22 protein-coding genes and 1 other RNA gene are annotated in these 22988 nt (G+C 72.3%); 12 read left to right on the top strand and 11 right to left on the bottom strand.

All coding sequences use genetic code 11. The features are described 5' to 3' along the window. Positions 1 to 2: 2 nt before the first annotated feature. Entirely contained in the window at positions 3 to 635 is a 633-nt protein-coding gene (locus ACZ5K7_RS06820; protein WP_351692874.1) for a response regulator transcription factor, read from the bottom strand. Positions 636 to 895: 260 nt separating this feature from the next. Between ACZ5K7_RS06820 and ACZ5K7_RS06815 the strand changes: the two genes are divergently transcribed. Then, on the top strand, positions 896 to 2464 hold the full coding sequence (locus ACZ5K7_RS06815; RefSeq protein ID WP_468911330.1) for an alpha-L-arabinofuranosidase B: 1569 nt from the start codon (positions 896 to 898) through the stop codon (positions 2462 to 2464). On the opposite strand, the gene ACZ5K7_RS06810 is transcribed toward ACZ5K7_RS06815, so the two are convergent. From ACZ5K7_RS06810 to ACZ5K7_RS06800, 3 genes are read right to left on the bottom strand one after another with little or no spacing between them, the layout of a single operon-like run. Next, entirely contained in the window at positions 2442 to 3719 is a 1278-nt protein-coding gene (locus ACZ5K7_RS06810; protein WP_468911327.1) for a sensor histidine kinase, read from the bottom strand. The genes ACZ5K7_RS06815 and ACZ5K7_RS06810 overlap by 23 nt on opposite strands. A 17-nt stretch (positions 3720 to 3736) precedes the next feature. Beyond that, positions 3737 to 4453 carry an ABC transporter permease gene (locus tag ACZ5K7_RS06805; protein ID WP_468911325.1) on the bottom strand — a complete coding sequence of 239 codons (717 nt, stop codon included), beginning with the start codon at positions 4451 to 4453 and terminating at the stop codon, positions 3737 to 3739. After that, positions 4453 to 5460, bottom strand: coding sequence for an ABC transporter ATP-binding protein (locus tag ACZ5K7_RS06800; RefSeq protein ID WP_468911322.1), 1008 nt, complete (start codon positions 5458 to 5460; stop codon positions 4453 to 4455). Before ACZ5K7_RS06800 ends, ACZ5K7_RS06805 begins: the two co-directional genes overlap by 1 nt. Positions 5461 to 5721: 261 nt before the next feature. On the opposite strand from ACZ5K7_RS06800, the gene ACZ5K7_RS06795 reads away from it, so the two are divergent. The 3 genes from ACZ5K7_RS06795 (at position 5722) to ACZ5K7_RS06785 (ending at position 8723) form a co-directional block, all read left to right on the top strand. Continuing rightward, positions 5722 to 6579: a MaoC/PaaZ C-terminal domain-containing protein gene (locus ACZ5K7_RS06795; protein ID WP_351692381.1), complete on the top strand. Its 858-nt coding sequence runs from the start codon at positions 5722 to 5724 to the stop codon at positions 6577 to 6579. Between the two features lie 81 nt (positions 6580 to 6660). Next, positions 6661 to 7737: a Zn-dependent alcohol dehydrogenase gene (locus ACZ5K7_RS06790; protein ID WP_468911320.1), complete on the top strand. Its 1077-nt coding sequence runs from the start codon at positions 6661 to 6663 to the stop codon at positions 7735 to 7737. Between the two features lie 11 nt (positions 7738 to 7748). Further along, positions 7749 to 8723 (top strand): 3-oxoacyl-ACP reductase, encoded by a 975-nt coding sequence (locus tag ACZ5K7_RS06785; protein ID WP_468911318.1) that lies wholly within the window; start codon positions 7749 to 7751, stop codon positions 8721 to 8723. 66 nt (positions 8724 to 8789) lie between these two features. On the opposite strand, the gene ACZ5K7_RS06780 is transcribed toward ACZ5K7_RS06785, so the two are convergent. Both ACZ5K7_RS06780 and ACZ5K7_RS06775 read right to left on the bottom strand, forming a co-directional pair. Beyond that, positions 8790 to 8942, bottom strand: coding sequence for a hypothetical protein (locus ACZ5K7_RS06780; protein WP_351692390.1), 153 nt, complete (start codon positions 8940 to 8942; stop codon positions 8790 to 8792). A 117-nt stretch (positions 8943 to 9059) separates the two neighbouring features. Then, positions 9060 to 10265: a hypothetical protein gene (locus ACZ5K7_RS06775; RefSeq protein ID WP_468911316.1), complete on the bottom strand. Its 1206-nt coding sequence runs from the start codon at positions 10263 to 10265 to the stop codon at positions 9060 to 9062. Between the two features lie 187 nt (positions 10266 to 10452). Between ACZ5K7_RS06775 and ACZ5K7_RS06770 the strand changes: the two genes are divergently transcribed. The 3 genes from ACZ5K7_RS06770 to ACZ5K7_RS06760 are packed head-to-tail and all read left to right on the top strand — an operon-like array spanning position 10453 to position 13338. Beyond that, complete coding sequence (locus ACZ5K7_RS06770; RefSeq protein WP_468911313.1) at positions 10453 to 11292, top strand: Nif3-like dinuclear metal center hexameric protein; 840 nt, start codon at positions 10453 to 10455, stop codon at positions 11290 to 11292. Next, positions 11289 to 12032 (top strand): zinc ribbon domain-containing protein, encoded by a 744-nt coding sequence (locus ACZ5K7_RS06765; protein WP_351692877.1) that lies wholly within the window; start codon positions 11289 to 11291, stop codon positions 12030 to 12032. Before ACZ5K7_RS06770 ends, ACZ5K7_RS06765 begins: the two co-directional genes overlap by 4 nt. 19 nt (positions 12033 to 12051) lie before the next feature. Continuing rightward, the gene (locus tag ACZ5K7_RS06760; protein WP_468911310.1) at positions 12052 to 13338 is read left to right on the top strand and encodes a bifunctional RNase H/acid phosphatase; all 1287 of its coding nucleotides are present in this window, start codon (positions 12052 to 12054) and stop codon (positions 13336 to 13338) included. On the opposite strand, the gene eda is transcribed toward ACZ5K7_RS06760, so the two are convergent. Beyond that, entirely contained in the window at positions 13310 to 13957 is a 648-nt protein-coding gene (gene eda / locus ACZ5K7_RS06755) for a bifunctional 4-hydroxy-2-oxoglutarate aldolase/2-dehydro-3-deoxy-phosphogluconate aldolase (RefSeq protein WP_468911307.1), read from the bottom strand. The genes ACZ5K7_RS06760 and eda overlap by 29 nt on opposite strands. A 95-nt stretch (positions 13958 to 14052) precedes the next feature. Beyond that, positions 14053 to 14835, bottom strand: coding sequence for a peroxide stress protein YaaA (gene yaaA, locus ACZ5K7_RS06750; protein ID WP_351692405.1), 783 nt, complete (start codon positions 14833 to 14835; stop codon positions 14053 to 14055). An 88-nt stretch (positions 14836 to 14923) separates the two neighbouring features. Between yaaA and ACZ5K7_RS06745 the strand changes: the two genes are divergently transcribed. Next, positions 14924 to 16360, top strand: a complete 1437-nt coding sequence (locus ACZ5K7_RS06745) for an RNB domain-containing ribonuclease (protein WP_450971509.1) — start codon at positions 14924 to 14926, stop codon at positions 16358 to 16360. Here the strand turns inward: ACZ5K7_RS06745 and ACZ5K7_RS06740 are convergent. From ACZ5K7_RS06740 to ACZ5K7_RS06730, 3 genes are read right to left on the bottom strand one after another with little or no spacing between them, the layout of a single operon-like run. Then, a complete protein-coding gene (locus ACZ5K7_RS06740) occupies positions 16251 to 16928 on the bottom strand; it encodes a hypothetical protein (protein WP_468911303.1) in 678 nt (225 codons plus the stop codon). The genes ACZ5K7_RS06745 and ACZ5K7_RS06740 overlap by 110 nt on opposite strands. After that, a complete protein-coding gene (locus ACZ5K7_RS06735) occupies positions 16925 to 17677 on the bottom strand; it encodes a MerR family transcriptional regulator (protein ID WP_468911300.1) in 753 nt (250 codons plus the stop codon). The genes ACZ5K7_RS06740 and ACZ5K7_RS06735 overlap by 4 nt, the downstream gene beginning before the upstream one ends. 53 nt (positions 17678 to 17730) lie before the next feature. Further along, positions 17731 to 19344, bottom strand: a complete 1614-nt coding sequence (locus tag ACZ5K7_RS06730; RefSeq protein WP_468911297.1) for an FAD-dependent monooxygenase — start codon at positions 19342 to 19344, stop codon at positions 17731 to 17733. A 46-nt stretch (positions 19345 to 19390) separates the two neighbouring features. On the opposite strand from ACZ5K7_RS06730, the gene ACZ5K7_RS06725 reads away from it, so the two are divergent. The 4 genes from ACZ5K7_RS06725 to rnpB all read left to right on the top strand — a co-directional run bounded on the left by ACZ5K7_RS06725 (position 19391) and on the right by rnpB (position 22300). Further along, positions 19391 to 20023, top strand: coding sequence for a TetR/AcrR family transcriptional regulator (locus tag ACZ5K7_RS06725; RefSeq protein WP_468911294.1), 633 nt, complete (start codon positions 19391 to 19393; stop codon positions 20021 to 20023). Between the two features lie 36 nt (positions 20024 to 20059). After that, positions 20060 to 20890: a helix-turn-helix transcriptional regulator gene (locus ACZ5K7_RS06720; protein ID WP_468911291.1), complete on the top strand. Its 831-nt coding sequence runs from the start codon at positions 20060 to 20062 to the stop codon at positions 20888 to 20890. 16 nt (positions 20891 to 20906) lie between these two features. Beyond that, positions 20907 to 21875: a DMT family transporter gene (locus ACZ5K7_RS06715; protein WP_468911288.1), complete on the top strand. Its 969-nt coding sequence runs from the start codon at positions 20907 to 20909 to the stop codon at positions 21873 to 21875. Positions 21876 to 21893: 18 nt separating this feature from the next. After that, positions 21894 to 22300, top strand: an RNA gene (gene rnpB / locus ACZ5K7_RS06710) — RNase P RNA component class A. The last annotated feature ends 688 nt before the right edge of the window (positions 22301 to 22988 follow it).

Genomic DNA, 22988 nt, shown 5'->3' with positions numbered 1-22988 from the left:
GCTCACAGCCACCCCTGCTGCCGGGCCTCCCGTACCGCCTCCGTGCGGTTGCGGGTGCCGGTCTTGCCGATCGCGGCGGACAGGTAGTTGCGGACCGTCGACTCCGACAGATGCAGCTTCGCCGCGACGTCGGCGACGGTCGCGCCGTCCACCGACGCCTTCAGCACATCGCACTCGCGAGCGGTGAGCGGGTTCGGCCCGGCGCTGAGCGCGGCCGCGGCGAGCGCCGGGTCGACCACGGTCTCCCCGGTGAGCACCTGCCGGATCGCCCGGGCCAGGTCCTCGACCGGTCCGTCCTTGACGAGGAAGCCGGCCGCCCCGGCCTCCATGGCCCGGCGCAGATAGCCGGGCCGCCCGAAGGTGGTCAGGATCAGCACCCGGCAGTCGGGCGCCTGCGCGCGCAGCTCCGCCGCGGCGTCCAGGCCGCTGATCCCCGGCAGTTCGATGTCGAGGAGAGCCACATCGGGCCGGTGGACGAGCGCCGCGTCCACGATCGCGTCACCCGTCGCCACCTGGGCGACGACCTCGATGTCCGGCTCCATCCCGAGCAGTAAGGCGAGGGCCCCGCGCATCATGCCCTGGTCCTCGGCGAGCAGCACCCTGATCGACTTGGCGGGCCGGTGGTCCCGGGGCATCTCGTTCGCAGGCTCGTACACGGCCCAAGCCTAGCCTCGGGCCCGGAAATTAAAGAGTGGTCCTTGTTCCGTGCCGCAGGACTTGACGGCGGTTGACCGTGCTCAAACAATCACCTCTGCAATTCTCCGAATTCCCGGTCAATGGTCGGTATTTCGACCGCTGAATAGGTTCGGTATTTCGGTCGAACGACGTTCGGTATACCGGCCACGCACCCGCACCGCCCTACGAGGAACCGAAGAAGAGGTGCATCGTGTTCTCCATGTCCCTACGAGCCCCGCGCTCCTGTCCGCCACGCGTCAGGAGAGCCCTGCTCTCCGCGGCCGCGGCCTTCGCGACCGTCGCCGCGCTCGTCGTCGGGGCCGGCGCCCCGCAGGCCGCCGCCGCGGGTTCGCTGCCCTGCGACGTCTATGCCACCGCCGGCACGCCGTGCGTGGCCGCGCACAGCATGGTCCGGGCGCTGTACTCGTCGTACAGCGGATCCCTGTACCAGGTGCAGCGCGCCTCGGACAGCGCCACCGCGAACATCGGTCTGCTGGCCACCGGCGGATACGCCAACGCGGCCGCGCAGGACTCCTTCTGCTCCGGTACGACCTGCATCGTCACCAAGATCTACGACCAGTCCAGCAGGCACAACGACCTCACCGTCGAGGGCGCGGGCGGGGCCGGCGCGGCCGATGTCGGGGCCCCGGCGGACGCGCTGCCGGTGACCGTCGGCGGGCACCAGGTCTACGGCCTGGAGATCTCGGCCGGCATGGGCTACCGGGACAACACCACCACCGGTGTCGCCACCAACGGCGCCGCCGAGGGGATGTACATGGTCACCTCCGGCACCCATGTCAACGGCAGCTGCTGCTTCGACTACGGCAACGCCGAGACCAACAACAAGGACACCGGCAACGGCCACATGGACGCCATCAACTTCGGCACCGAGTGCTGGTTCGCGCCCTGCTACGGCTCGGGCCCCTGGGTGCAGGCGGACCTGGAGAACGGGCTGTTCCAGTCCAACCTCGGCTACAGCACCAACTCCTCCAACACGGGGACGGGCGCGACACCTTTCGTCACCGCGTTGCTGAAGAACAACGGCCAGGACCATTTCGCACTGAAATGGGGAAACGCGCAATCCGGCGGTCTCACCACCACGTATTCCGGCGGTGAGCCCACCACCAGCGGCTACTCGCCCATGCACCAGGAGGGCGCGATCGTCCTCGGCACCGGCGGGGACAACAGCAACGGCTCCATCGGCTCGTTCTTCGAGGGCGTGATGACCTCCGGCATCCCGACCGACGCCGCCGACAACGCCGTCCAGTCCAACATCGTCTCCGTCGGCTACGGCGGCGCGACCGGCTCCACCGGCACGCTCAGCCCCGGCTCGGAGATCTCCCTGAAGGCCACGACGTCCTGCTGCACCACCGACTACGTCCGCCACCAGGCCAACGCGGCCGTCCTCTCCGCCATCACCGCCGGCAGCTCCGCCCTGGACAAGAGCGACGCCACCTGGATCGTCCGCCGCGGACTGGCGAGCAGCTCCTGCGTCTCCTTCGAGTCGCGCAACTACCCGGGCGACTTCCTGCGGCACTACAACTTCAAGCTCCTGCGGCAGCCCATGGACGGCACCGCCACGTTCAGAGCCGACGCCACGTTCTGCCCGGAGACCGGCAAGAGCGGCACGGGCACCTCGTTCGCCTCGTACAACTACCCGACGCGCTGTCTGCGCCACTACAACTACAACGTCTACATAGCGAGCGACGGCGGTTCCAACACCTGGGACAGCGCGACCTCGTGGACCGACGACGTGAGCTGGGTCGTCAGCTCGCCCTGGGCGCCGTAGGCGCCACCGTCAGAGCGGTCAGCAACTCCAGCGACTCGGTGGGGAGTTCCGCGGCGACCGTGAAACCGCCGCGTGGCGACGGGCCGGCTTCGAGAGAGCCGCCCGCCGCCGCGAGACGCTCGGTCAGTCCCTTCAGGCCGGTGCCGCCGACGCCCTCATGGCGGGGCTCGGCGGCGTTCGCGCCGGTGCCGTCGTCGGTGACCGTCAACCGGACCCGCTCGGCGCCGCTGTCGACGGTGATCTCGCAGCGGGTGGCGTCGCTGTGCCGGACCACGTTGGTGACCGCCTCGCGCACCACCCAGCCCAGCAGTGTCTCGGTCTGCGGGGCGAGCGGCGTCCCGGTCTGCCTGACGACCGGCTCGACGCTCGCCGCCGAGAGGACCGAGCGCGCCCGGTCGAGTTCCGTGGCCAGGCTGCCCTCGCGGTAGCCGGTGACCGCCTCACGGATCTCGGTGAGCGCCTGCCTGCCGACCGACTCGATGTCGGAGATCTGGGAGAGGGCCGCGTCCATGTCGCGGGGGGCGAGGCGGCGGGCCGCCTCCGACTTGACGACGATCACCGAGAGGGTGTGGCCGAGCAGGTCGTGCAGATCCCGGGAGAAGCGCAGCCGCTCCTTCTCCACCGCGCGCCGGGCCAGCTCCTCGCGGGCGGCGCGCAGCTCCCGTACCGCCTCGGACAGGGAGAGGATCGCGGCGGTCACCATGGTGGACAGGAAGGTCCCGTAGGCGACGTTGATCGCGTCCCAGCCCGCCCGGAACACGGAGACCGCCGCCGCGAGGGCGGTCAGCGACAGGCCGATCCGACCCAGCCGCGGGCCGCGCAGGCAGGCCCCGGTGGCGAGGCCGAGCAGCGGGAAGAAGTACAGCCAGCTGCCGCCGTAGCCGAGGGCGAGGCCGCACGTGAGCAGGCCCATCAGGCCGAGCGCCACCCGCGTCGAGGCGGCCTCGCGCTTCTCCTTCACGAAGGAGCGGAACACGACGTAGATGTAGAGCGAGTTGAAGGCGAACAGACCCAGGCCGCCGATCCAGGGGTTGGGGGTCTTGCCCTGGAGGAGGTTGGAGAAGGAGCCCAGCCCCAGCAGCAGCCACGGCAGCAGGGAGAAGCCGGTCGGCGGCGGCCCCGGGTTCTCGGGCCACTCGCCCTTGCGGCGCGCCTCCTTCTGCGCGGCCTTGAACTCCGCCATGTCGGCCTTCCACTGGCTCCGCGCCGCCCGCCCCCGGCGCAGCTGGCAGGTGATCCCTCGCATCCAGGACATCTCTCTCGCTCCCCCGGTCACACGGTCCGCCCGGTCCGGCGGTACGCCAGCACAGCGTACGAACCGAACGCGAGCAGCCACAGTGTCAGCACCGCGATCGCGCCGGGTGCCGGGGTGCGTCCGTCGGCGACGGAGGTGCCGAGTTCGGCGAAGCGGTTGGTCGGGGTGTACTGCGAGACGGCGCGCAGCCAGCGGGGGAACAGGCTGACCGGGAACCACAGGCCGCCGATCACGGCGAGCCCCAGGTTGCAGGCCATGTTCGCCACACCGGTGGTCTGGGCGGTCAGGCCGTAGCCGTTGGCGAGGCCGAGCAGGGTGAAGGGGATCGAGCCCAGCCACAGCAGCAGCGCGATCCCCGCCCACTGCCAGGCCGCCAGCCGTACGCCGTTGAGCAGACCGCCCGCCGCGAGCACCGCGAGGATCGCGGGCAGTACGGTCACCGAGCCGGTCAGCGCCCGGCCGAGGACGACCTGGCGCGGGGTCATCGGGGTCACCCGAAGCTGCCGCAGCCAGCCGATCGCCCGGTCCTCGGCGACCCCGCCGCCGGTGTTGAGGGCGGAGCCGACCGCGCCGTAGGCGGCCATGCCGACCATGGCCTGGGTCTTGTAGCCGCCGTCGTCGCCGCCGAGGTTGGTGAAGAGCAGGTACATCATCACCGGCATCGCGATCCCGCCGATGACGAAGCCGACGTCGCGCAGGGTCCGGCGTACTTCGAGGCGCAGATAGTCGAGCATCAGACGGTCTCCGTCTCAGCGGCGGTGCGGGCGGGGGAGCTGCCGTTCGGGGCGGCTTCGGAGGGCAGGGGGCCGGGCAGCACACCGTCTCCGGTTCGCGGGCCGGAGGTCAGGGCCAGGAAGGCGTCGTCGAGGGAGGCGGGGGTGACCTCCAGGCCGCGGATCGCGTTTCGGGCGGCGAGTACGATCACGGTCGCGTCCGAGTCGTCGGTGCGCAGCAGCGCGCGGTCGCCGCGCACTTCGAGGGACCGCACACCGGGCAGCCGCGCCAGGCCCTCGGTGCCGCGGCCCGCCAGATCGAAGGAGACGAGGCTGCCGCCGGCCGCCCGTTTGAGCTGCTCGCCGGTGCCGTCCGCGACGATCCGGCCGCGGTCGATGACGAGGATGCGGTCGGCGTGCGTGTCCGCCTCCTCCAGGTAGTGCGTGGAGAACAGGACGGTGTGGCCGCGCCGGGCGTACGCGCGCATCGAGCGCCAGAACGCGTGCCGCGCCTCCACGTCCAGGGCGGCGGTCGGCTCGTCCAGGACGAGCAGCGACGGGTTCCCGGCCAGTGCCACGGCGAACCGCACGCGCTGTGTCTGGCCGCCCGACAGGCGGTCCACCCGGCGCCCGGTCAACTCGCCGATACCGGCCAGCTCCAGGGCCTGTGCGACGGGCATCGGCGCCGGATAGCGCCGGGCCACGAAGGTGACCAGCTCGCCGACGGTGACCCGGGGCACCGCCCGTGCCTCCTGGAGCATCGCTCCGACCAGCCCGCCGCGTACGGCCTTCGCCGGCTGCGCGCCGAAGAGTTCGACCGTGCCGGCGTCGGGCGTGTTCAGCCCGAGCAGCAGCGAGATCGTCGTCGACTTGCCCGCGCCGTTGCGGCCGAGCAGCGCGACCGTCTCACCGCGCCCTATCTCCAGGTCCACCCCGTCCACCGCGCGCACCGCGCCGAAGGTCTTGACCGCCCCCGCGAAGGACACGGCACGCTCTGTCCGGCCTGCCGTCCCACTTGTCCGTGTCATGACTACGACGCTACGAAACCGGGCCCACCGCGCGGCAGATGCGCTTGTACGGACTCGGGCAGGACAAATGTCATGGCCCGGCACGGCTGAACCTGACACTGTGTCAGGAGCCTTCACAAGTGTGGAGCGCTCGGCTATACAAGGGGCGCTGGACTGGAACGCGTTCTAGGGACACCCCCTTGGACCCGCCCCGTGGACGACCTCGGTGCGGCCGACGGTGCGGACGGTCGTGCCGAGGTCTTGAGACACCTCAGGAGCCGTATGCCCATCGACGCAGCCAAGGCCCTCGCCGCCGAACCCCGGTCCGGGGAGATCCGCTGGGAGCGCCGGGACGTCCAGCTCTACCACCTCGGCATCGGCGCGGGCCGCCCGGCGACCGACCCTGACGAACTGCGCTACACCCTGGAGACCCGGCTGCACGTGCTGCCCAGCTTCGCCACCGTCGCGGGCGCCGGCTCGCCCGGGGTGATCAGCGGACTGTCCATGCCCGGCGTCGACGTCGACCTCGCCAAGGTGCTGCACGGCGGCCAGTCCCTCACCCTGCACCGGCCCATCCCGGTCGCGGGCACGGCGACCGCCACCGGCCGGATCGCCGCCGTGTACGACAAGGGCAAGGCGGCCGTCCTGGTGATGCGCACCGAGGTCGCGGACGCCGACGGGCCGCTGTGGACCAACGACGCGCAGATCTTCGTACGGGGAGAGGGCGGCTGGGGCGGCGACCGGGGCCCGTCCACCCGGCTCGACCCGCCCGCCGGTGAGCCCGACCGGACCGTCGAGCGGCCGATCCGCGAGGACCAGGCCCTGCTCTACCGCCTCTCCGGCGACTACAACCCGCTGCACGCCGACCCGGAGTTCGCCAAGCTCGCCGGCTTCGACCGGCCCATCCTGCACGGGCTGTGCACCTACGGCATGACGCTCAAGGCGGTCGTGGACACGCTGCTCGGCGGGGACGTGAGCCGGGTGCGGTCGTACGCGACGCGGTTCGCCGGGGTGGTGTACCCGGGGGAGACCCTGCGCATCCGCATGTGGCGGGGCGACGCGGGGGCCCGCGTGGCCGTCAGTGCAGTCGAGCGGGACGACGCGCCCGTCCTCGCCGACACGATCGTCGAACACTCCTGATCCAGCTTGAGCCAGCCTGAGCCGGGTTGGGACGGATTGATCCATGTTGTTCCGGAACGCAGTCGAGGGGAGAGCCGCACCATGCGCGCAGCCGTACTGCAGGAGACAGGCCAGGAGAAGCTTGAGGTCCTCGACGACGTCGAGGCGGTCGGGTTCGGCCCCGGCCGGGTGCGGATACGGGTGCGCGCCACCGGGCTGTGCCACTCGGACCTGTCGGCGATGAACGGGGTGCTGCCGCAGCCGGCCCCGTTCGTACCGGGACACGAGGGCGCGGGCGAGGTCCTGGAGGTGGGGGAGGGCGTCACCCGGGTGAAGCCGGGCGACCGGGTGGTCGTCTGCTGGCTGCCGGCCTGCGGGGCGTGTCCGGCCTGCAAGCGCGGGCAGACCGAACTGTGCCTGGCCGGGTTCATGAACGCCGGCACCCCCAACTTCAGGCGCCCCGGCGGTGACGTCTTCGGCTTCGCGGGCACCGGCACCTTCGCCGAGGAGGTCGTGGTCGACGCCGGGTGCGCGGTGCCGATCCCGGACGACGTGCCCTTCGACATCGCCGCGCTGATCGGCTGCGGCGTCACCACCGGGCTCGGCGCGGCCCTCAACACGGCCGATGTGGAGGCCGGTTCGTCGGTCGCCGTGATCGGGTGCGGAGGGGTCGGGATCTCGGCGATCCAGGGCGCGCGGCTCAAGGGGGCGGCCGAGATCGTCGCCGTCGACCCGGTCGAGTCGCGGCGCGAGTCGGCGCTCAGGTTCGGGGCGACGAAGGCGGTCTCGCCCGACGAACTGCCCGGCGCCAAGCAGGAGGTCACCGCCGGCGAGGGCTTCGACTACGTCTTCGAGGTCGTCGGCAGGTCCGCCACCGCCCGGACCGCGTACGAGAACACCCGGCGCGGCGGCACCCTCGTGGTCGTCGGCGCCGGCGCCATGGACGACTTCCTCCAGCTCAACATGTTCGAGCTGTTCTTCGACGAGAAGCGGATCCTGCCGTCGATGTACGGCGGCGGGGACGTGGTCGCCTCCTACGAGCGCACGATCGCCCTGTGGCGGGCCGGCCGCGTCGACCTGGAGGGACTGATCACCCACCGGGTGCCGCTGGCGGAGATCAACGAGGCCCTGGACCAGATGCGCACCGGCACCGCGCTGCGCACCTGCATCGAGATCTGAGGGGCGGCCGTATGCCGGAGAAGTCGCTGCCGCAGGGATCGCTGCCGGAGAAGCCGCTCGAAGGGCTCAGCGCGATCGTCACCGGCGCGGGCCGGGGGCTCGGCCGGGCCGAGGCGCTCGAACTGGCCCGGCTGGGCGCGGCCGTCGTCGTCAACGACTTCGGCCAGCCGGGCCGGGACGGCTCGGGGACGGCCTCCACGGGACCCGCCGAGCAGGTCGCCGAGGAGATCCGCGCCGCGGGCGGCCGGGCTGTCGCCCACACCGGGGACATCGCCGACTTCTCACAGGCGCGAGACCTTCTCACCCTGGCGACAACCCATTACGGAAAGCTGGACATCCTCGTCAACAACGCCGGCATCCTGCGCGACCGCATGGTCTTCTCCATGACCGAGGACGAGTGGGACTCGGTGATCCGGGTCCACCTCAAGGGCCACTTCAACACCACCCGCTTCGCGGCCGCGCACTGGCGGGAGCGGTCCAAGGCGGCTGGTGGCGCGAGGGTGTACGGCCGGATCGTCAACACCTCCTCCGAGGCCTTCCTCGCCGGTTCCGCGGGCCAGCCCAACTACGCGGCCGCGAAGGGCGGCATCGTCGGCCTGACCACCTCCACCGCCCTCGCCCTCGCCAAGTACGGCGTGACCGCCAACGTGATCTGCCCGCGCGCCCGCACCCGGATGACCGAGGACGTCTTCGCCGGGTTCGAGCGGCCTGCCGAGGGCCTCGACCCGCTCGCCCCCGAACACGTCGCCCCGCTCGTCGGCTACCTGGCCTCCCCGGCCGCCGAGCGGATCAACGGCCAGCTGCTGGTCGTGCACGGCGGCATGGTCGCGATCGTCGAACGCCCGCGGGTCCAGGCCAGGTTCGACAGCAAGCAGGACACCTTCAGCTACGACGAACTCAACGCCCTGCTCACCCCGCACTACGCCGACCGGCCGCCGGGGGAGACCTTCGCGGCGGCGGAGGTGCTGGGGCTGAAGCGGCAGTAGCGGCAGTAGCGGCACAGACGACAGCGGCCCCACCCCACGAGGGCGGAGCCGCTGTTGTACGTACGGTCAGGCCGCGGTCTCGGCCGGCTCCGGCTTGCGGTGCCGGCCGCTCGGGGCCGATTCGCCGTCCTGGGCCGAGACCGGACCACGGTGCTTGCCGTGGCTGTCGGACTCGTGCAGGTCGGCGGACAGGTGCTGAGACGTGCTGGTGTCGCTCATCGGAAGAATTCACCCCGTCAACATGATCTTTCTTACAGCGCGGCGAGTTTAACCAACCCACCACAGGGCGAATCCAGGCAGGCACGCCGACCGGTGCTACTTCGTTACAAGCCGTCTCTACTTCGTTACGAGCCGCCCCAGCGGGGCCTGTTGCAAGGGCACCGGCCGGGCCACGACAGGCTCCGGAGGATCCGGTTCCGCCGACTCCCCGGGCGTACCCGACGCCCCGGCAGCCGTGCCGTCCCGAACCGGATCCGCCGGGCCCGCGTCCCCCGGCCCCCCGTGCTCCCCCGCATCCCCCCAGGGCACCGCGACCTCCGCCACGCCGCACGGGACCTCCCCCGTGGCGTACGGCAGCCGCAGCACCCCGTCCTGCGTCCACAACCCGGCGCCGGCCAACCACCCCTGCGGCGCCGGGAGATGGCACACCCCGCGGGCCCTCGGCCGCCAGGCGCCGACCCAGCTGCCGAACGGACCGTCGATGCGCAGCGCCACCCCGCAGCTCTCCGGCATCAGCACCAGCCCCGGCTGGATCGCGAACGGCGTCACCGCGCACTCCGCCAGCCGCAGGCTCTCCGGGAAGCGCACCGGCAGCGTGCTGCCGAGGACACCCCAGCCCAACCGTTCCTGCCCGGGGGAGGGCGCGTCCGAGCCGACCAGGATCAGCCCGCTGTCCGGGTCGGCGACCAGCAGCCGGTCGTCGCTGTCCGCCGCGATCTGCAGCAGCGGCGACACCTCGCCGCCCCGCTCCAGATCGACCACCACCGCCTTGGTCCGCCCGCCCAGCTCCCGGTCCAGGGCCAGCATCCGGCCGCCCCGGTCCAGCCAGACCCCGCCCGAACAGCGCCCCGGAACCACCGCGACCCGCTCCGGCCCGAAGGTCCCGCCCGCCACCAGCCAGACCACCGAGGAGCGCGGCCCGGTGGCGAGTGCGTAGGCGTCACCGCCGCCCGGCGCGGGTGGCAGCAGCCGCAGCGAGGTTCCCGCGTCCGGGCACTCCACCGCGCCCAGCGGCAGCTCACCCGTACCGGGCCCGGTCGGATAGAGCAGGGCGAAGTGGTGCCGCCCGTCCACCAGCCGGCGGATGAGCACCCGCCCGTCGCCCATCGGCTGTACCTCCGTGCCCGGCTCCTCGGGCTGGTTGCCGGGCAGCGGCACGGCGTACGGCTCGGGGCCGTCCAGCGTCCACCGTTCCGGGTACCAGGAACCTTCCTGCTGGGTCAGCCGGGCCGCGTACGCCCCGTCCGCCGTGATGGTGCAGCCCGCTCTCGGCGCGCTGTCGTCCTCGTCCGCAGCCGAGGGTTCGATCGCACAGGCCGTCATCGCTCGGTCACCTCCGGCAACGAAGCTAGTTTTCGCACGCACAGACGGGGGAGAGGCAGCCGACGGCTTCACACATACGGGTGCACACGCGGCGATTCGCCTGAGGAAACGGGGACGGGTGTGCTGGACGTTGTCTCCCGTGGGCGAGCAGGTACGGCCCCGGGGAACAGGCAGGTAGCCTTTCCCCGTGCCCCGTCTGTCAGAAGTCATTGCCGCGCTGGAGAACCTGTGGCCCGCCGCGCGGGCCGAGTCCTGGGACGCGGTCGGCACCGTCGTGGGCGACCCCGAGCAGGAGGTCACCCGGGTCCTCTTCGCCGTCGACCCGGTGCGGGACATCGTCGACGAGGCGGTGAAGCTGGGCGCCGACCTGCTGGTCACCCACCACCCCCTCTACCTGCGCGGTACGACGACGGTCGCGGCGAGCCACTTCAAGGGCCGGGTGGTCCACACCCTCATCAAGAACGACATCGCGCTGCACGTCGCCCACACCAACGCCGACACCGCCGACCCGGGCGTCTCCGACGCGCTCGCGGGCGCCCTGGACCTGCGGGTGGTACGACCCCTCGTCCCGGACCCCACCGACCCGGAAGGCCGCCGGGGCCTGGGCAGGGTCTGCGAACTCGACCACCCGGTGACCGTCCGCGACCTCGCCGAACGGGCCGCCGCCCGGCTGCCCGCCACCGCGCAGGGCATCCGCGTCGCCGGTGACCCTGACGCCATCGTCCGTACGATCGCCGTCAGCGGCGGCAGCGGCGACAGCCTCTTCGACGTCGTACGCGCCGCCGGGGTGGACGCCTTCCTCACGGCGGACCTGCGCCACCACCCGGCCTCCGAAGCCGTGGCCCACAGTCCCCTCGCGCTGCTCGACGCGGCGCACTGGGCCACCGAATGGCCCTGGTGCGAGCTGGCCGCAGCCCAGCTCGACGAAATCTCCGACCGCCACGGCTGGGACCTTCGCGTGCACGTCTCCAAGACGGTCACCGACCCCTGGACCAGCCACTCCCCCTCCCTTGGAGCCCCCAACTGAACGCCGCGCCCGCCGACCAGATCCGACTCCTCGACGTCCAGGCCCTGGACGTCCGCCTCCAGCAGCTGGCGCACAAGCGGAAGTCGCTGCCCGAACACGCCGAGATCGACTCGCTGACGAAGGACCTCACCCAGCTGCGCGACCTGCTCGTGGCCGCGCAGACCGAGGAGAGCGACACCGCCCGCGAGCAGACCAAGGCCGAGCAGGACGTGGACCAGGTGCGCCAGCGCGCCGCCCGCGACCAGCAGCGCCTGGACTCCGGCGCGGTCACCTCCCCGAAGGACCTGGAGAACCTCCAGAAGGAGATCGTCTCCCTCGCCAAGCGCCAGGGCGACCTGGAGGACGTCGTCCTGGAGGTCATGGAACGCCGCGAGTCCGCCCAGGAGCGGGTCGCCGAACTGACCGAGCGGACCGGCGCCGTCCAGGGCCGGATCGACGAGGCCACCGCCCGCCGCAACGCCGCGTCCGGTGAGCTCGAGGCCGAGGCGGCCACGGTCACCAAGGAGCGCGAGGTCATCGCGGGCACGGTCCCGGCGGACCTGCTGAAGCTCTACGACAAGCTGCGCGAGCAGCAGGGCGGCATCGGCGCGGCCAAGCTGTACGCGCGCAGCTGCCAGGGCTGCCGTCAGGAGCTCGCCATCACCGAGCTGAACGAGATCCGCTCGGCCGCGCCCGACACGGTGGTGCGCTGCGAGAACTGCCGCCGCATCCTGGTGCGCACCTCCGAGTCGGGTCTGTAGGAACACCTAAGGGGCGTACGTGGCAAGGGAGTTCATCGTCGAGGCGGACGGCGGTTCCCGGGGCAACCCGGGGCCGGCCGGCTATGGCGCGGTGGTCATCGACGCGGCGACCGGCGAGACGCTGGCGGAGGCGGCCGAGTACCTCGGCGTCGTCACCAACAACGTCGCCGAGTACCGCGGCCTCCTCGCGGGCCTGCGCGCGGCGCACGACCTCGATCCGGCCGCCGTCGTCCACGTCCGTATGGACTCCAAGCTGGTCGTCGAGCAGATGACGGGCCGCTGGAAGATCAAACACCCCGACATGAAGCCCCTGGCGACAGAGGCGGCCCGGGTGTTCCCGGCGGACCGGGTGACCTACGAGTGGATCCCGAGAGCCGAGAACAAACACGCCGACCGCCTGGCGAACGAGGCGATGGACGCGGGCAAGCGGGGCGAACAGTGGTCGGCCGAGGGGTCTACGGCGGAGCTTGACGCACGGGCTGAGCGGTCGGGCCGGGCGGAGTCGCCGACGGCACCGGCAGCGCCCCGTAAGGGGCGCGGGGCCGAGACATTTGCGGCTCCGCCGCGTGGGCGCGACCAGCCCCCACCGGCCGGCACTGTGACCACCGACAGGACTACCGCCGACACCCGCGCCGCGAGCCGTGTAGCGAGCCCTGGCTGGAGCTCAGCCCCCGACCTCGGTGCCCCCGCCACCTTCGTCCTCCTCCGCCACGGCGAGACCCCCCTCACCCCCCAGAAACGCTTCTCCGGCAGCGGCGGCACCGACCCCGCCCTCTCCGACGTCGGCCAGGAGCAGGCGCGGCGCGCCGCCGAGACCCTCGCCCGGCGCGGCACGATCGAGGTCATCCTCGCCTCCCCGCTCACCCGCACCCGGCAGACCGCCGCAGCCGTCGCCGAGCGCCTCGGCCTCGACGTCACGATCGAGGAGGGGCTCAAGGAGACCGACTTCGGCGCCTGGGAGGGCCTCACCTTCGGCGAGGTCCGCGAGCGCTACCCGGACGACCTGAACGCCTGGCTCGCCGACCCGGAGGCCCACCCCACCGGCGGCGGCGAGAGCTTCGCCGAGACGGCGACCCGCATCGCGGCCACCCGGGACAAGCTGGTCGCGGCCTACGCGGGCCGCACGGTCCTGCTGGTCACGCACGTCACGCCGATCAAGACGTTCGTGCGGCTCGCCCTCGGCGCCCCGGCGGAGTCCCTGTTCCGCATGGAACTGTCGGCGGCCTCCCTGTCGGCGGTGGCGTACTACGCGGACGGCAACGCGAGCGTACGGCTCTTCAACGACACGTCCCACCTGCGTCCCTGAGGCCCGCCGCGGCCCGCGCCAGCGACTCGACGCGGGCCCAGTCCCGGGCGGCCACGGCCTCCGCCGGGAGCATCCACGTACCGCCCACGCAGCCGACGTTGGACAGGGCGAGGTACTCCGGGGCGTTCTCCGCGCCGATCCCGCCGGTCGGGCAGAAGCGGGCCTGCGGGAGCGGACCCGCGAGGGACTTCAGGTAGGCCGTGCCGCCGGCGGCCTGCGCCGGGAAGAACTTCATCTCCCGCACCCCCCGTTCGAGCAGCGCCACCACCTCCGAGGCGGTCGACACGCCCGGCAGGAACGGCACCCCGGACCCGGCCATCGCCCCCAGCAGCCCGTCCGTCCACCCCGGGCTCACGAGAAACCGGGCCCCGGCCGCCACACACTCCGTGACCTGTCCGGGCGTCAGCACGGTCCCCGCCCCGACCACCGCGTCCGGCACCGCACCGGCGATCGCCCGGATCGCGTCCAGCGCGGCCGGGGTCCGCAGGGTCACCTCGATCGCGGGCAGCCCCCCGGCCACCAGCGCCCGCGCGAGCGGTACGGCATCGCCGGCGTCCTCGATCACGACGACGGGGACGACGGGGGCGAGGTCCAGCACGGAGGTGGGCATGGCCGACATCCTGCCGGGGTGATGCGCACCGCGCAAAGGTCGTTGCGCATGCTGCAATGCGCCGCGATGACTGATGAACCTCGTCCACCGATTCGCCGCAACGGCTAATGAACCTCGTCCACCAACACGTCCAGTGCCCAGGCCTGCCCCGCCCTCCCCGGCGCCGCGACCTCCACCTCGTACCCCAGGTCCCGCAACGCCTCCACCAGCTCACCCGGACCGCCCGGCGCGATCCCGGCGGTCAGCAGGCTCCGTACGATCCGCCCCTTCGTCGCCTTGTTGAAGTGGCTCACCACCTTCCGCGTCGGCGCGTGCAGCACCCGCACGGTCGCCGTCCGCGAGGCCACCTCCCCCTTCGGCTTCCACGCCGCCGCGTACGCCGCCGACCGCAGATCCAGCACCAGCCCCGCCCCGGCCGCCTCCGGCAGCACCTCCGCCATCGGCTTCCGCCAGTGCGCCCCCAGCGCACCGAGCCCCGGCAGCCTCACGCCCATCGAGCAGCGGTAGGAGGGGATCCGGTCCGTCACCCGGACCGCGCCCCACAGCCCCGAGAACACCAGCAGCGATCGCGCGGCCCGCCGCTTCGCCGCCGTGTCCAGGGAGGCCAGGCCCAGGGCGTCGTACAGCACTCCCGTGTAGATCTCCCCGGCCGGCCGTGCGCCCGCCGTCCGCAGTTCCGCGTTCTTGGCGACCTCGCCGCGCAGCCCTTCGCTCAGCCCGAGGACCTCGCGCGCCTTCTCCTCGTCACCGGCGCACAGGTCGACCAGTTCGGCGAGCACGGCCTCGCGGGCGTCCGCGAGTCCCGGCAGGGACAGCGACAGAGGCTTCAGCGGGGCACCACGGCCCGAGGACGCCTTGCCTTCCGAGGGCGGCAGCAGGACCAGCACACGTACTCCTCTTGACCATCAGGTTCTTCATCGACGCTTCGCGCCAGCGTAGAGCGCCGGACCGGCACGATGTGACTACGCTCGTCCTATGCCCAGCCGCCACATACGCGTCAAGGGTGCCCCCGAGGCGCCCCTCCGGGCAGCGCTCGCCGCGCTCCGGGACGACCTCGGCATCCCGGACGGTTTCCGGCCCGAGGTGCTCGCGGAGGCCGAGAGTGCCGCCAGGTACCCGGCCGTGCCCGCCCACGACGCGACCGACCTCCCCTTCCTCACCATCGACCCGCCCACCGCCCAGGACCTCGACCAGGCGATGCACCTCTCCCGGCGCCGCGGCGGCTACCGCGTCCGGTACGCCATCGCCGACGTCGCCGCCTTCGTCGTACCCGGCGGCGACCTGGACTCCGAGGCACACCACCGTGTGAACACGCTCTACTTCCCCGACGAGCGGGTCCCGCTGCACCCCGCCGTGCTCAGCGAGGGTGCGGCCAGCCTGCTCCCCGGCCAGACCTGCCCGGCCGTCCTGTGGACCATCGACCTGGACGAGCAGGGCCGCACGTTGACCGCCGACGTCCGCCGGTCGCTCGTCCGCAGCCGGGCCAAGCTGGACTACGCGGGCGTGCAGCGGCACATCGACGAGGGGACCGCCGAAGAACCCCTCGCCCTGCTCAAGGAGATCGGCGAGGCGCGCGAACGGCTCGAGGTGGAGCGCGGCGGCATCTCGCTCAACGTGCCCGAGCAGGAGATCGTCGAGTACGACCACACCTACCGGCTCAGCTACCGCGCCCCGCTGCCCGCCGAGTCCTGGAACGCCCAGATCTCCCTGCTCACCGGCATGGCCGCCGCCGATCTGATGCTGGCCCACGGCACCGGTGTCCTGCGCACCCTGCCCACCGCCCCCGACGGCGCCGTCGCGCGGCTGCGCCGTACCGCCACCGCCCTGCACATCGACTGGCCGCACCATGTCTCGTACGCCGCGCTGATCCGCTCCCTGAACCCCCGCCGCCCCCGCCACGCGGCCTTCCTCCAGGAGTGCACCACGCTGCTGCGCGGCGCCGGCTACACGGTCTTCCGGGACGGCGTGCTGCCCGCGATCACCACCCACGCGGCCGTGGCCGCCCCCTACGCGCACTGCACCGCGCCGCTGCGCCGCCTCGCCGACCGCTACGCCTCGGAGCTGTGCCTGGCGGCGGCCGCCGGTGAGGCTCCGCCCGACTGGGTGCTGATGGTGCTGGACCTGCTCCCCAAGGAGATGGCCGAGGGCTCGCGGCGGGCGGGCACGGTGGAGCGGGAGTGCGTCGACATCGTCGAGGCGGCACTGCTCAAGGACCGCGTCGGGGAGGTCTTCGACGGGTGTGTGGTGGAGGTCGAGGCGCGTCAGCCGACCGTGGGGAAGGTGCTGTTGCAGCAGCCCGCCGTCATAGGCCGGATCGAGGGCGGCGCGCCTCTTCCGCTGGGCGAGCGGTTGCCGGTGCGGCTGACCCAGGCCGATCCGGGGACGGCGAAGGTACGGTTCGCGCCCGCGTGAGCTGCCGTGCCGCCGTGAGCTGTCGTACGAGACCGGTGGCGTCGTCGGCGTGGAACCGCACGACGCTCACCTCGCGGCGGCGGCCCAGCAGGGTGAAGTGGGTGAGGGGCGCGGCCAGTTCGAGGGCGACCGAGGTCTGGGAGCCGATCGGCACGTCGAGTTGGCCTTCGGCGTTTCGGTCGTGCTGGTAACGCGTCTCGTGCCGTACGGACTTGATCGCGTCCAGTGGGATGCGCAGGTCGAGCCGGACGCCGTTGCGGACGTGCAGGGCGTCCGGGGTCAGCAGGTGCGGGTGGACCACGGAGGCCGCGTGCAGGCCGACGACGAACAGGACCGTGTAGACGTCCAGGACCAGGAACACGCGGTGCACGGCCGGCCAGTCGCGCAGCAGCACCGACAGGGTGACCGTCTCGATCACGCACACGAACGCGAGCCCGAACATCATGGCGCCCTGGCCCCGGGCGTACCCGAAGCGCTCCCCGGTCCCCTTCGTGCGCCGGGCGGCCCACAGCACCAGACTCGCCAGCAGCCCCAGCTCGTGCCGGAGCACGGCGTACACCGTCTTCACGGCCCCTCCTCGGTGACGATGTCCAGCGCCCGGCGGATCGCGGCGGCCTGCGCCGGGGCGAGGTCGGCGTAGAGGGCGCGCAGGAAGCTGTCCCCGTGGTCGAAGCCGTGCTCCGGGAGCAGGTCGGCGGGGATGCAGTCGGCGATCGCCCGGGCGGCCTCGGCCACCCGGGGATCGTCGGTGCCGGCGTCGGCGAGCGCGTCGAGGAGCGCGTACACCTCGTTCACCCGGGCCGTCGCCCGCGGCGAGCCGGCCATGGCACCGGCCAGGGACATCAGCCGCTCGCGCTGCGCCGGGTCGGCCGCCGTCTCGATCAGGGCGAACACCTCACGGTCCTTGGCGGCCATGGGGGAGTCCGCGAGGCGTGGGGTCGTCTCGGCGAACAGCGCGGCCAGTTCGGGCGAGACGGGCCCCTCGGCGGGCAGCTCGCCCGCGTTTAGCAGGGCCCGCAGCCGCTGCCGCCGCTCCCGGATCCCCGCCTCCTGCCGGGCCAGGTCCTCGTCGAGTTCGGTGAGCACCTCGACGAGATCCTTGCCGGCGTCGTCCGCGAGCACGTCCCGCACCTCGGCGAGCCCGAGCCCCAGCTCGGTCAGCCGCCGGATCCGGGCGAGGACCACGGCGTGCCGGAGGGTGTAGTCCCGGTAGCCGTTGGAGAGCCGCTCGGGCTCGGGCAGCAGGCCCAGGTGGTGGTAGTGCCGCACCGTGCGCGTGGTGACGCCGACGGTGGCGGCGAGTTCTCCGATCCGCATGACACCAGTACAGACGTTGACGTCGCGGCAAGGTCAACCGAGCGGCCGCGGGCTCAGGCGGTGACGAACCAGCGGGCCAGAGCGTCGTCGAGGTCGTCTCCCCGGTCGTCGTCCCCGTCCGCGGCCCAGGCCACGAACCCGTCGGGCCGGACGAGGAGGCCGGTCAGCTCCGGCCGTCCGGGGCAGACCGCGCCGACCACGTCCACCCGGTCGCCGTACCCCTCCGCACGGGCGCGCAGCTTGGGGTCGTCGGCGAGGTCGAACAGGACCGCCCGGCCGCCGTGCAGCCGGTCGCCCAGCCGGGTGCCGTCGGAGAACTCCAGGTCAGGGGCGCTCCGCCCGGTCAGCGGGTGCTCGCCGGGCAGCTCGTAGCGCTGCCAGACACCGGAGATCTGCTTGACGAGGTACGTCGTCCCGTCCTTCGTCAGCGCGAGATCCGTGACCACCCGGCGCAGGGCGCGGGCGTGCCGGTCGGGCCGCATCACGGCGATCTGGGCGCGGGTCCAGTCCAGCACCCAGGCACCGACCGGGTGCCGTTCGCCGGTGTAGCTGTCCAGGAGGGCCTCAGGGGCCCGGCCGCGTGCGACGGCGGCCAGCTTCCAGCCGAGGTTCATGGCGTCGCCGAGCCCGAGGTTGAGCCCCTGTCCGCCGAACGGCGAGTGCACGTGCGCCGCGTCCCCGGCGAGCAGCACCCGGCCCCTGCGGTAGGTGCTCGCCTGCCGGGCGTTGTCGGTGAACCGGGTCGACGAGTGCACCTCGTGGATGGTCACCTCGGGCACCCCCGACACCCGGCGCAGGGCGGCCTGGAGCTCCTCGGCGGTGATGGGCGCGGAGCGGTCGGCGGGCGGCCCGTCGAACTCGACGGTGAGGATCCGGCCGGGGAAGGGCCCGTTGACGTACGTCCCCACGTCGGTGGTGTTCCACCCCTTCCCCAGCCGTTCGCCCCCGGTCATCTCGACGACCGCCTGATAACCGGTGATCTCCGGTTCGGTACCGGGGAAGTCGAACCCGGCGAGCTTGCGGACGGTGCTCCGTCCGCCGTCGCAGCCGACGAGCCAGCCGGCCCGGACCGTCCCGGAGGCGCCCAGCCGTACGGTGACGCCGTCGTCGTCGGTGTCGAAGCCGGTCAGCTCCACGCCCCGGCGGACCTCGACGCCGAGCCGTTCGGCGCGGGCGGCCAGGATCCGCTCCAGGTCGGCCTGCGGGACACCGAGGCCGACCCGGTCGGCGGGGCCGATGTCGGCGAAGGCCGGGTCGGAGCCGTCGAACAGGTCACCGCGCATCATGATCCCGGCGAAGTGCCCGGCGAACTTCGGGGGTGTACGGGACGCGTCCTTCGGGGGCGCGTCCTTCGGGGAAGTCCGGGGCGCCTCGGCACCGCGGTCCCGGTCCCCGAGGAAGGCCTGCAACCGCCACCGGTTCCGCTCCCAGGCCTCCGCGAGCTCGGGCAGCATGCCCCGCCGGTAGAGGGCCACCGCGCCGGCCGTGTTGATGCCGCCCGCCTTGATGGTCACGTCCACCTCGGCCAGCCGCTCCACGACCAGCACACTCGCCCCGCCGAGCCGCAGCTCCCCGGCGAGGAAGAGCCCGACGGGCCCACCGCCGGCCACCACCACGTCGTAGCCCATGTCGTTCTTGCGCTCTGTTGCTGTTGCTGTTGCTGTCATGACTTCACTGTAGTCACTAAAAGTTTCGAGCGGCTATAGTTTCCTTGTGATCGATGAGAGCAGGCCAGGGGAGTCCCTGCGGGAGCGCAAGAAGCGGGAGACGCGGCAGCGGATCTCGAACGTCGCGACGGTGATGTTCCGGGAACACGGCTTCGACCAGGTGACCGTCGCCGAGGTCGCGCGGGCGGCGGGCGTCTCGGCGATGACCGTCTTCAACTACTTCCCGCGCAAGGAGGACCTGTTCCTCGACCGCATCCCGGAGGCCGTCCGGGCCTTCTCCGGGGCGGTACGGGACCGCGCCCCCGGCGAGCCCCCGCTCACGGCGCTGCGCCGGCTGGCCTTCCGGTTCATCGACGCGGGGCACCCGCTGGGCGGGCTGGGGGAGGGGTTCGAGGGCTTCTGGCCAGTCGTGGCCGCCTCGCCGGCGCTGCTGGCGCGCGCCCGGGAAGGGGCCGAGGAGGTGGAGCGGGCGCTGGCCGGAGCGCTCGCCGAGGCCGGGCAGGCCGACCCGGAGCTGCTGGCGGCCGTGACCGTCGCCGCGTACCGGGCGGTGTGCGTCGCCTCCGTGCGGCGCCAGCTCGCGGGCGAGCCGTTCCCGGAGATCGCGGAGGACCACCGGGTGCGGATGGCGGCGGCGTTCGACGCGCTGGAGCGGATGGGGCATGAAACGGGTGCCTGAAGGCGTTGCACCGTCAGCGCATAGGGGGTGCCGAGGGTGGCGGAACAAGCACGGTGGACGAGGGCTCGGCTGGGCCGCTGCGGGCCGCCGCTCGACCTGCTGACGGCGCACTTCGAACGCCACATCTACGCCCCGCACGCGCACGCCGAGTTCACGATCGGGGTGTGCGTGGGCGGCTCCGAGATCATCGACTACCGGGGCGGCCACATCCGCAACGGCCCCGGCGCGATCGTCGTACTGGCCCCCGGCGAGATGCACACCGGCGGCCCGGCCACCCCGACCGAGGGCTACGCCTACCGCGCCCTGTACGCGGACCCGTCCCTGCTGGCGGAGGGCACCCTGGGCACCGGCACACCGCACTTCCGCGACCCGGTGCTGGACGACCCGGAACTGGCCGCGGCCCTCCGCCAGGCCCACACCGACCTGGCCACCTGCCCCGACCCGCTGGAAGCGGAATCCCGCCTCCCCTGGCTGCTGACGGCCCTGTCCCACCGCCACTCCACGGCCCGCCCGGCGGCGGACCACGTCCCCGGGTCGCCGCACATATCCCACCTCGTCCGAGACAGACTCGCCGACGAACTCACCGCCCCACCCTCACTCGCCGACCTTGCGGCCGACCTAGGCCTGTCCCGCTACCAGCTCCTGCGGGCCTTCCGTACGACGATGGGCGTCCCGCCGTACGCCTGGCTGGCGCAGTACCGGGTGACCCGGGCCCGCGCCCTGCTGGACTCGGGCCTGCGCCCGGCGGAGGTCGCGACCCTGGTGGGCTTCGCGGACCAGGCCCACCTCACCCGCTGGTTCCGCCGGGTGCTGGGCGTGACCCCCGCCGCCTACCGCAACAGCGTTCAAGACGCGGGACGGTCATGACGCCGATGCTGTGCGCATGACTGCACGAGGCTGGTTCCTCTTCTCCCTCATGGGAGTGATCTGGGGCATCCCCTATCTGATGATCAAGGTGGCGGTGGACGAGGTGTCCCCGTCGATGGTGGTGTTCGCGCGTTGTGCGGTGGGCGCCCTGCTCCTCCTCCCCCTGGCGATCCGCCAGGGAGGCCTGTGGCTGACGATCCGCACCCACTGGCGCCCGATGCTGGCCTTCGCGTGCATAGAGATCATGGGCCCCTGGTTCACGCTCACGGACGCCGAACGCCACCTGTCCAGCTCCACGGCGGGTCTGCTGATAGCGGGCGTACCGATCGTGGGCGTGGTCGCGGCTCGCTACTTCGGCGACACGGAACACCTGGGCGCCCGCCGGATCGCGGGCCTCCTGATCGGCCTGGCCGGCGTGGGCGTCCTGACCGTCCCCCACCTCACCGGCGGCGACGCCCGCTCCCTGGGCGAGGTCCTGCTGACGGTGATCGGCTACGCGACGGCGCCCCTGATAGCGGCCCGCCGCCTGAAGGACGTCCCGACACTGCAGCTCATAGCCCCCTGCCTGACCCTGGCGACGATCGTCTACGCCCCCGCGGCCGCGGCCACCTGGCCCACCTCGATGCCCTCCTCCGGCGCCCTCCTCTCCCTCCTCGCCCTGGGCGTCCTGTGCACGGCGGTGGCCTTCGTCGCCTTCCTGGAACTCATCAAGGAGATAGGCCCGACCCGCTCGACGGTGATCACGTACGTCAACCCGGCGGTGGCGGTGGCGGCGGGCGCGCTGTTCCTCAACGAGAGCTTCACCGCGACGATCGCGGTCTCCTTCGCGCTGATCCTGGCGGGGTCGGTGCTGGCGACGATGGCCTCGGCACCGAAGGGGTCGGCGGACCCGGTACTGGGCAGTCCCGGGGGCCGCCCCGCCCGTCAGTGGCTCCGCCGCGGCCCGGACCCCCGGCCGGAACGAGACGAGGCCGGCGCCCGGTAACATGGTCGACACGGCAGACGAGCCGGGCGGACGGCCGCGTGGAGTCCCTTCAGGGGGGCTTCCCGAGGAACGTCCGGGCTCCACAGGGCAGGGTGGTGGCTAACGGCCACCCGAGGCGACTCGCGGGACAGTGCCACAGAAAGCAAACCGCCGGGGACCTCGGTCCTCGGTAAGGGTGAAACGGTGGTGTAAGAGACCACCAGTGCCCAGGGCGACCTGGGCAGCTAGGTAAACCCCACCCGGAGCAAGGTCAAGAGGGGCCGCCGTAACAGGCGGCCCTGCGGGGACGTTCGAGGGCAGCCCGCCCGAGCCCCCGGGTAGACCGCACGAGGCCGGTGGCAACACCGGCCCTAGATGGATGGCCGTCACCCCGGCACCCGCGAGGGACCGGGGCACAGAACCCGGCGTACAGCCCGACTCGTCTGCTGTTCTTTATTTCCGCAGGTCAGAGCTCATGTTTTCGCACTGAACAAACTGTCCGGGTCGAATCCGGGTCGAATCCGGGGCGCATTTGGGCCCGCGTATTGTCCGCCCCGTCCAATCGGCACGTGGACCGCCCGCAGGCCGTGGTCCACACGGTCCGCTACGCCTCGCCGATCGTGCTGGGCCGCAGGCGAGGCCCTCTCTGTCGCATCGTCCGGCGCACGATCGAAGCGCACTCCCGAAGGCCCGCTACACCGCGCGTCACGTGTCTTGGCGAGCAGCTTCCGAGTCCGGTTCTCCAGTTCCGTCTCCGAAGGCAGGTGTACGCGCCCATACTCCTGCGCCCTGGGCAGGTTGATCTCCTCAAAGGTGAAGTGACGCGTGCCGGGGATCTCCTCCGCTTTCTTCTTGCGCCCTCGGAAGAGTGACCGTTTCTACGGCATCGCCATACAGGTTGCAGCCAAGTCCGCCCGGCAGGGGCACGGTAGGCGCGGCCCCCGCTTTTGGCGACTCGCCGCACACGGAGCGGAGGCCGTCGCATCCGGGGCGACGCGTTCCGATCTCGTATGACAAGACGACCACTTGAGGATGTATGACCGTAACCTTATGGTTATGCAGGGCATGGCGGAGCAGCCGGGCCGCGGGAGCATCACGTCGCTGACGCCGTGAGCTGGGGGCTCGACGATGGAG

The sequence above is a fragment of the Streptomyces sp. NPDC031497 genome (assembly GCF_055580905.1).
The sequence above is the reverse complement of the archived record's forward strand: the minus strand, read 5'-3'. Positions and strand labels throughout refer to the sequence as shown.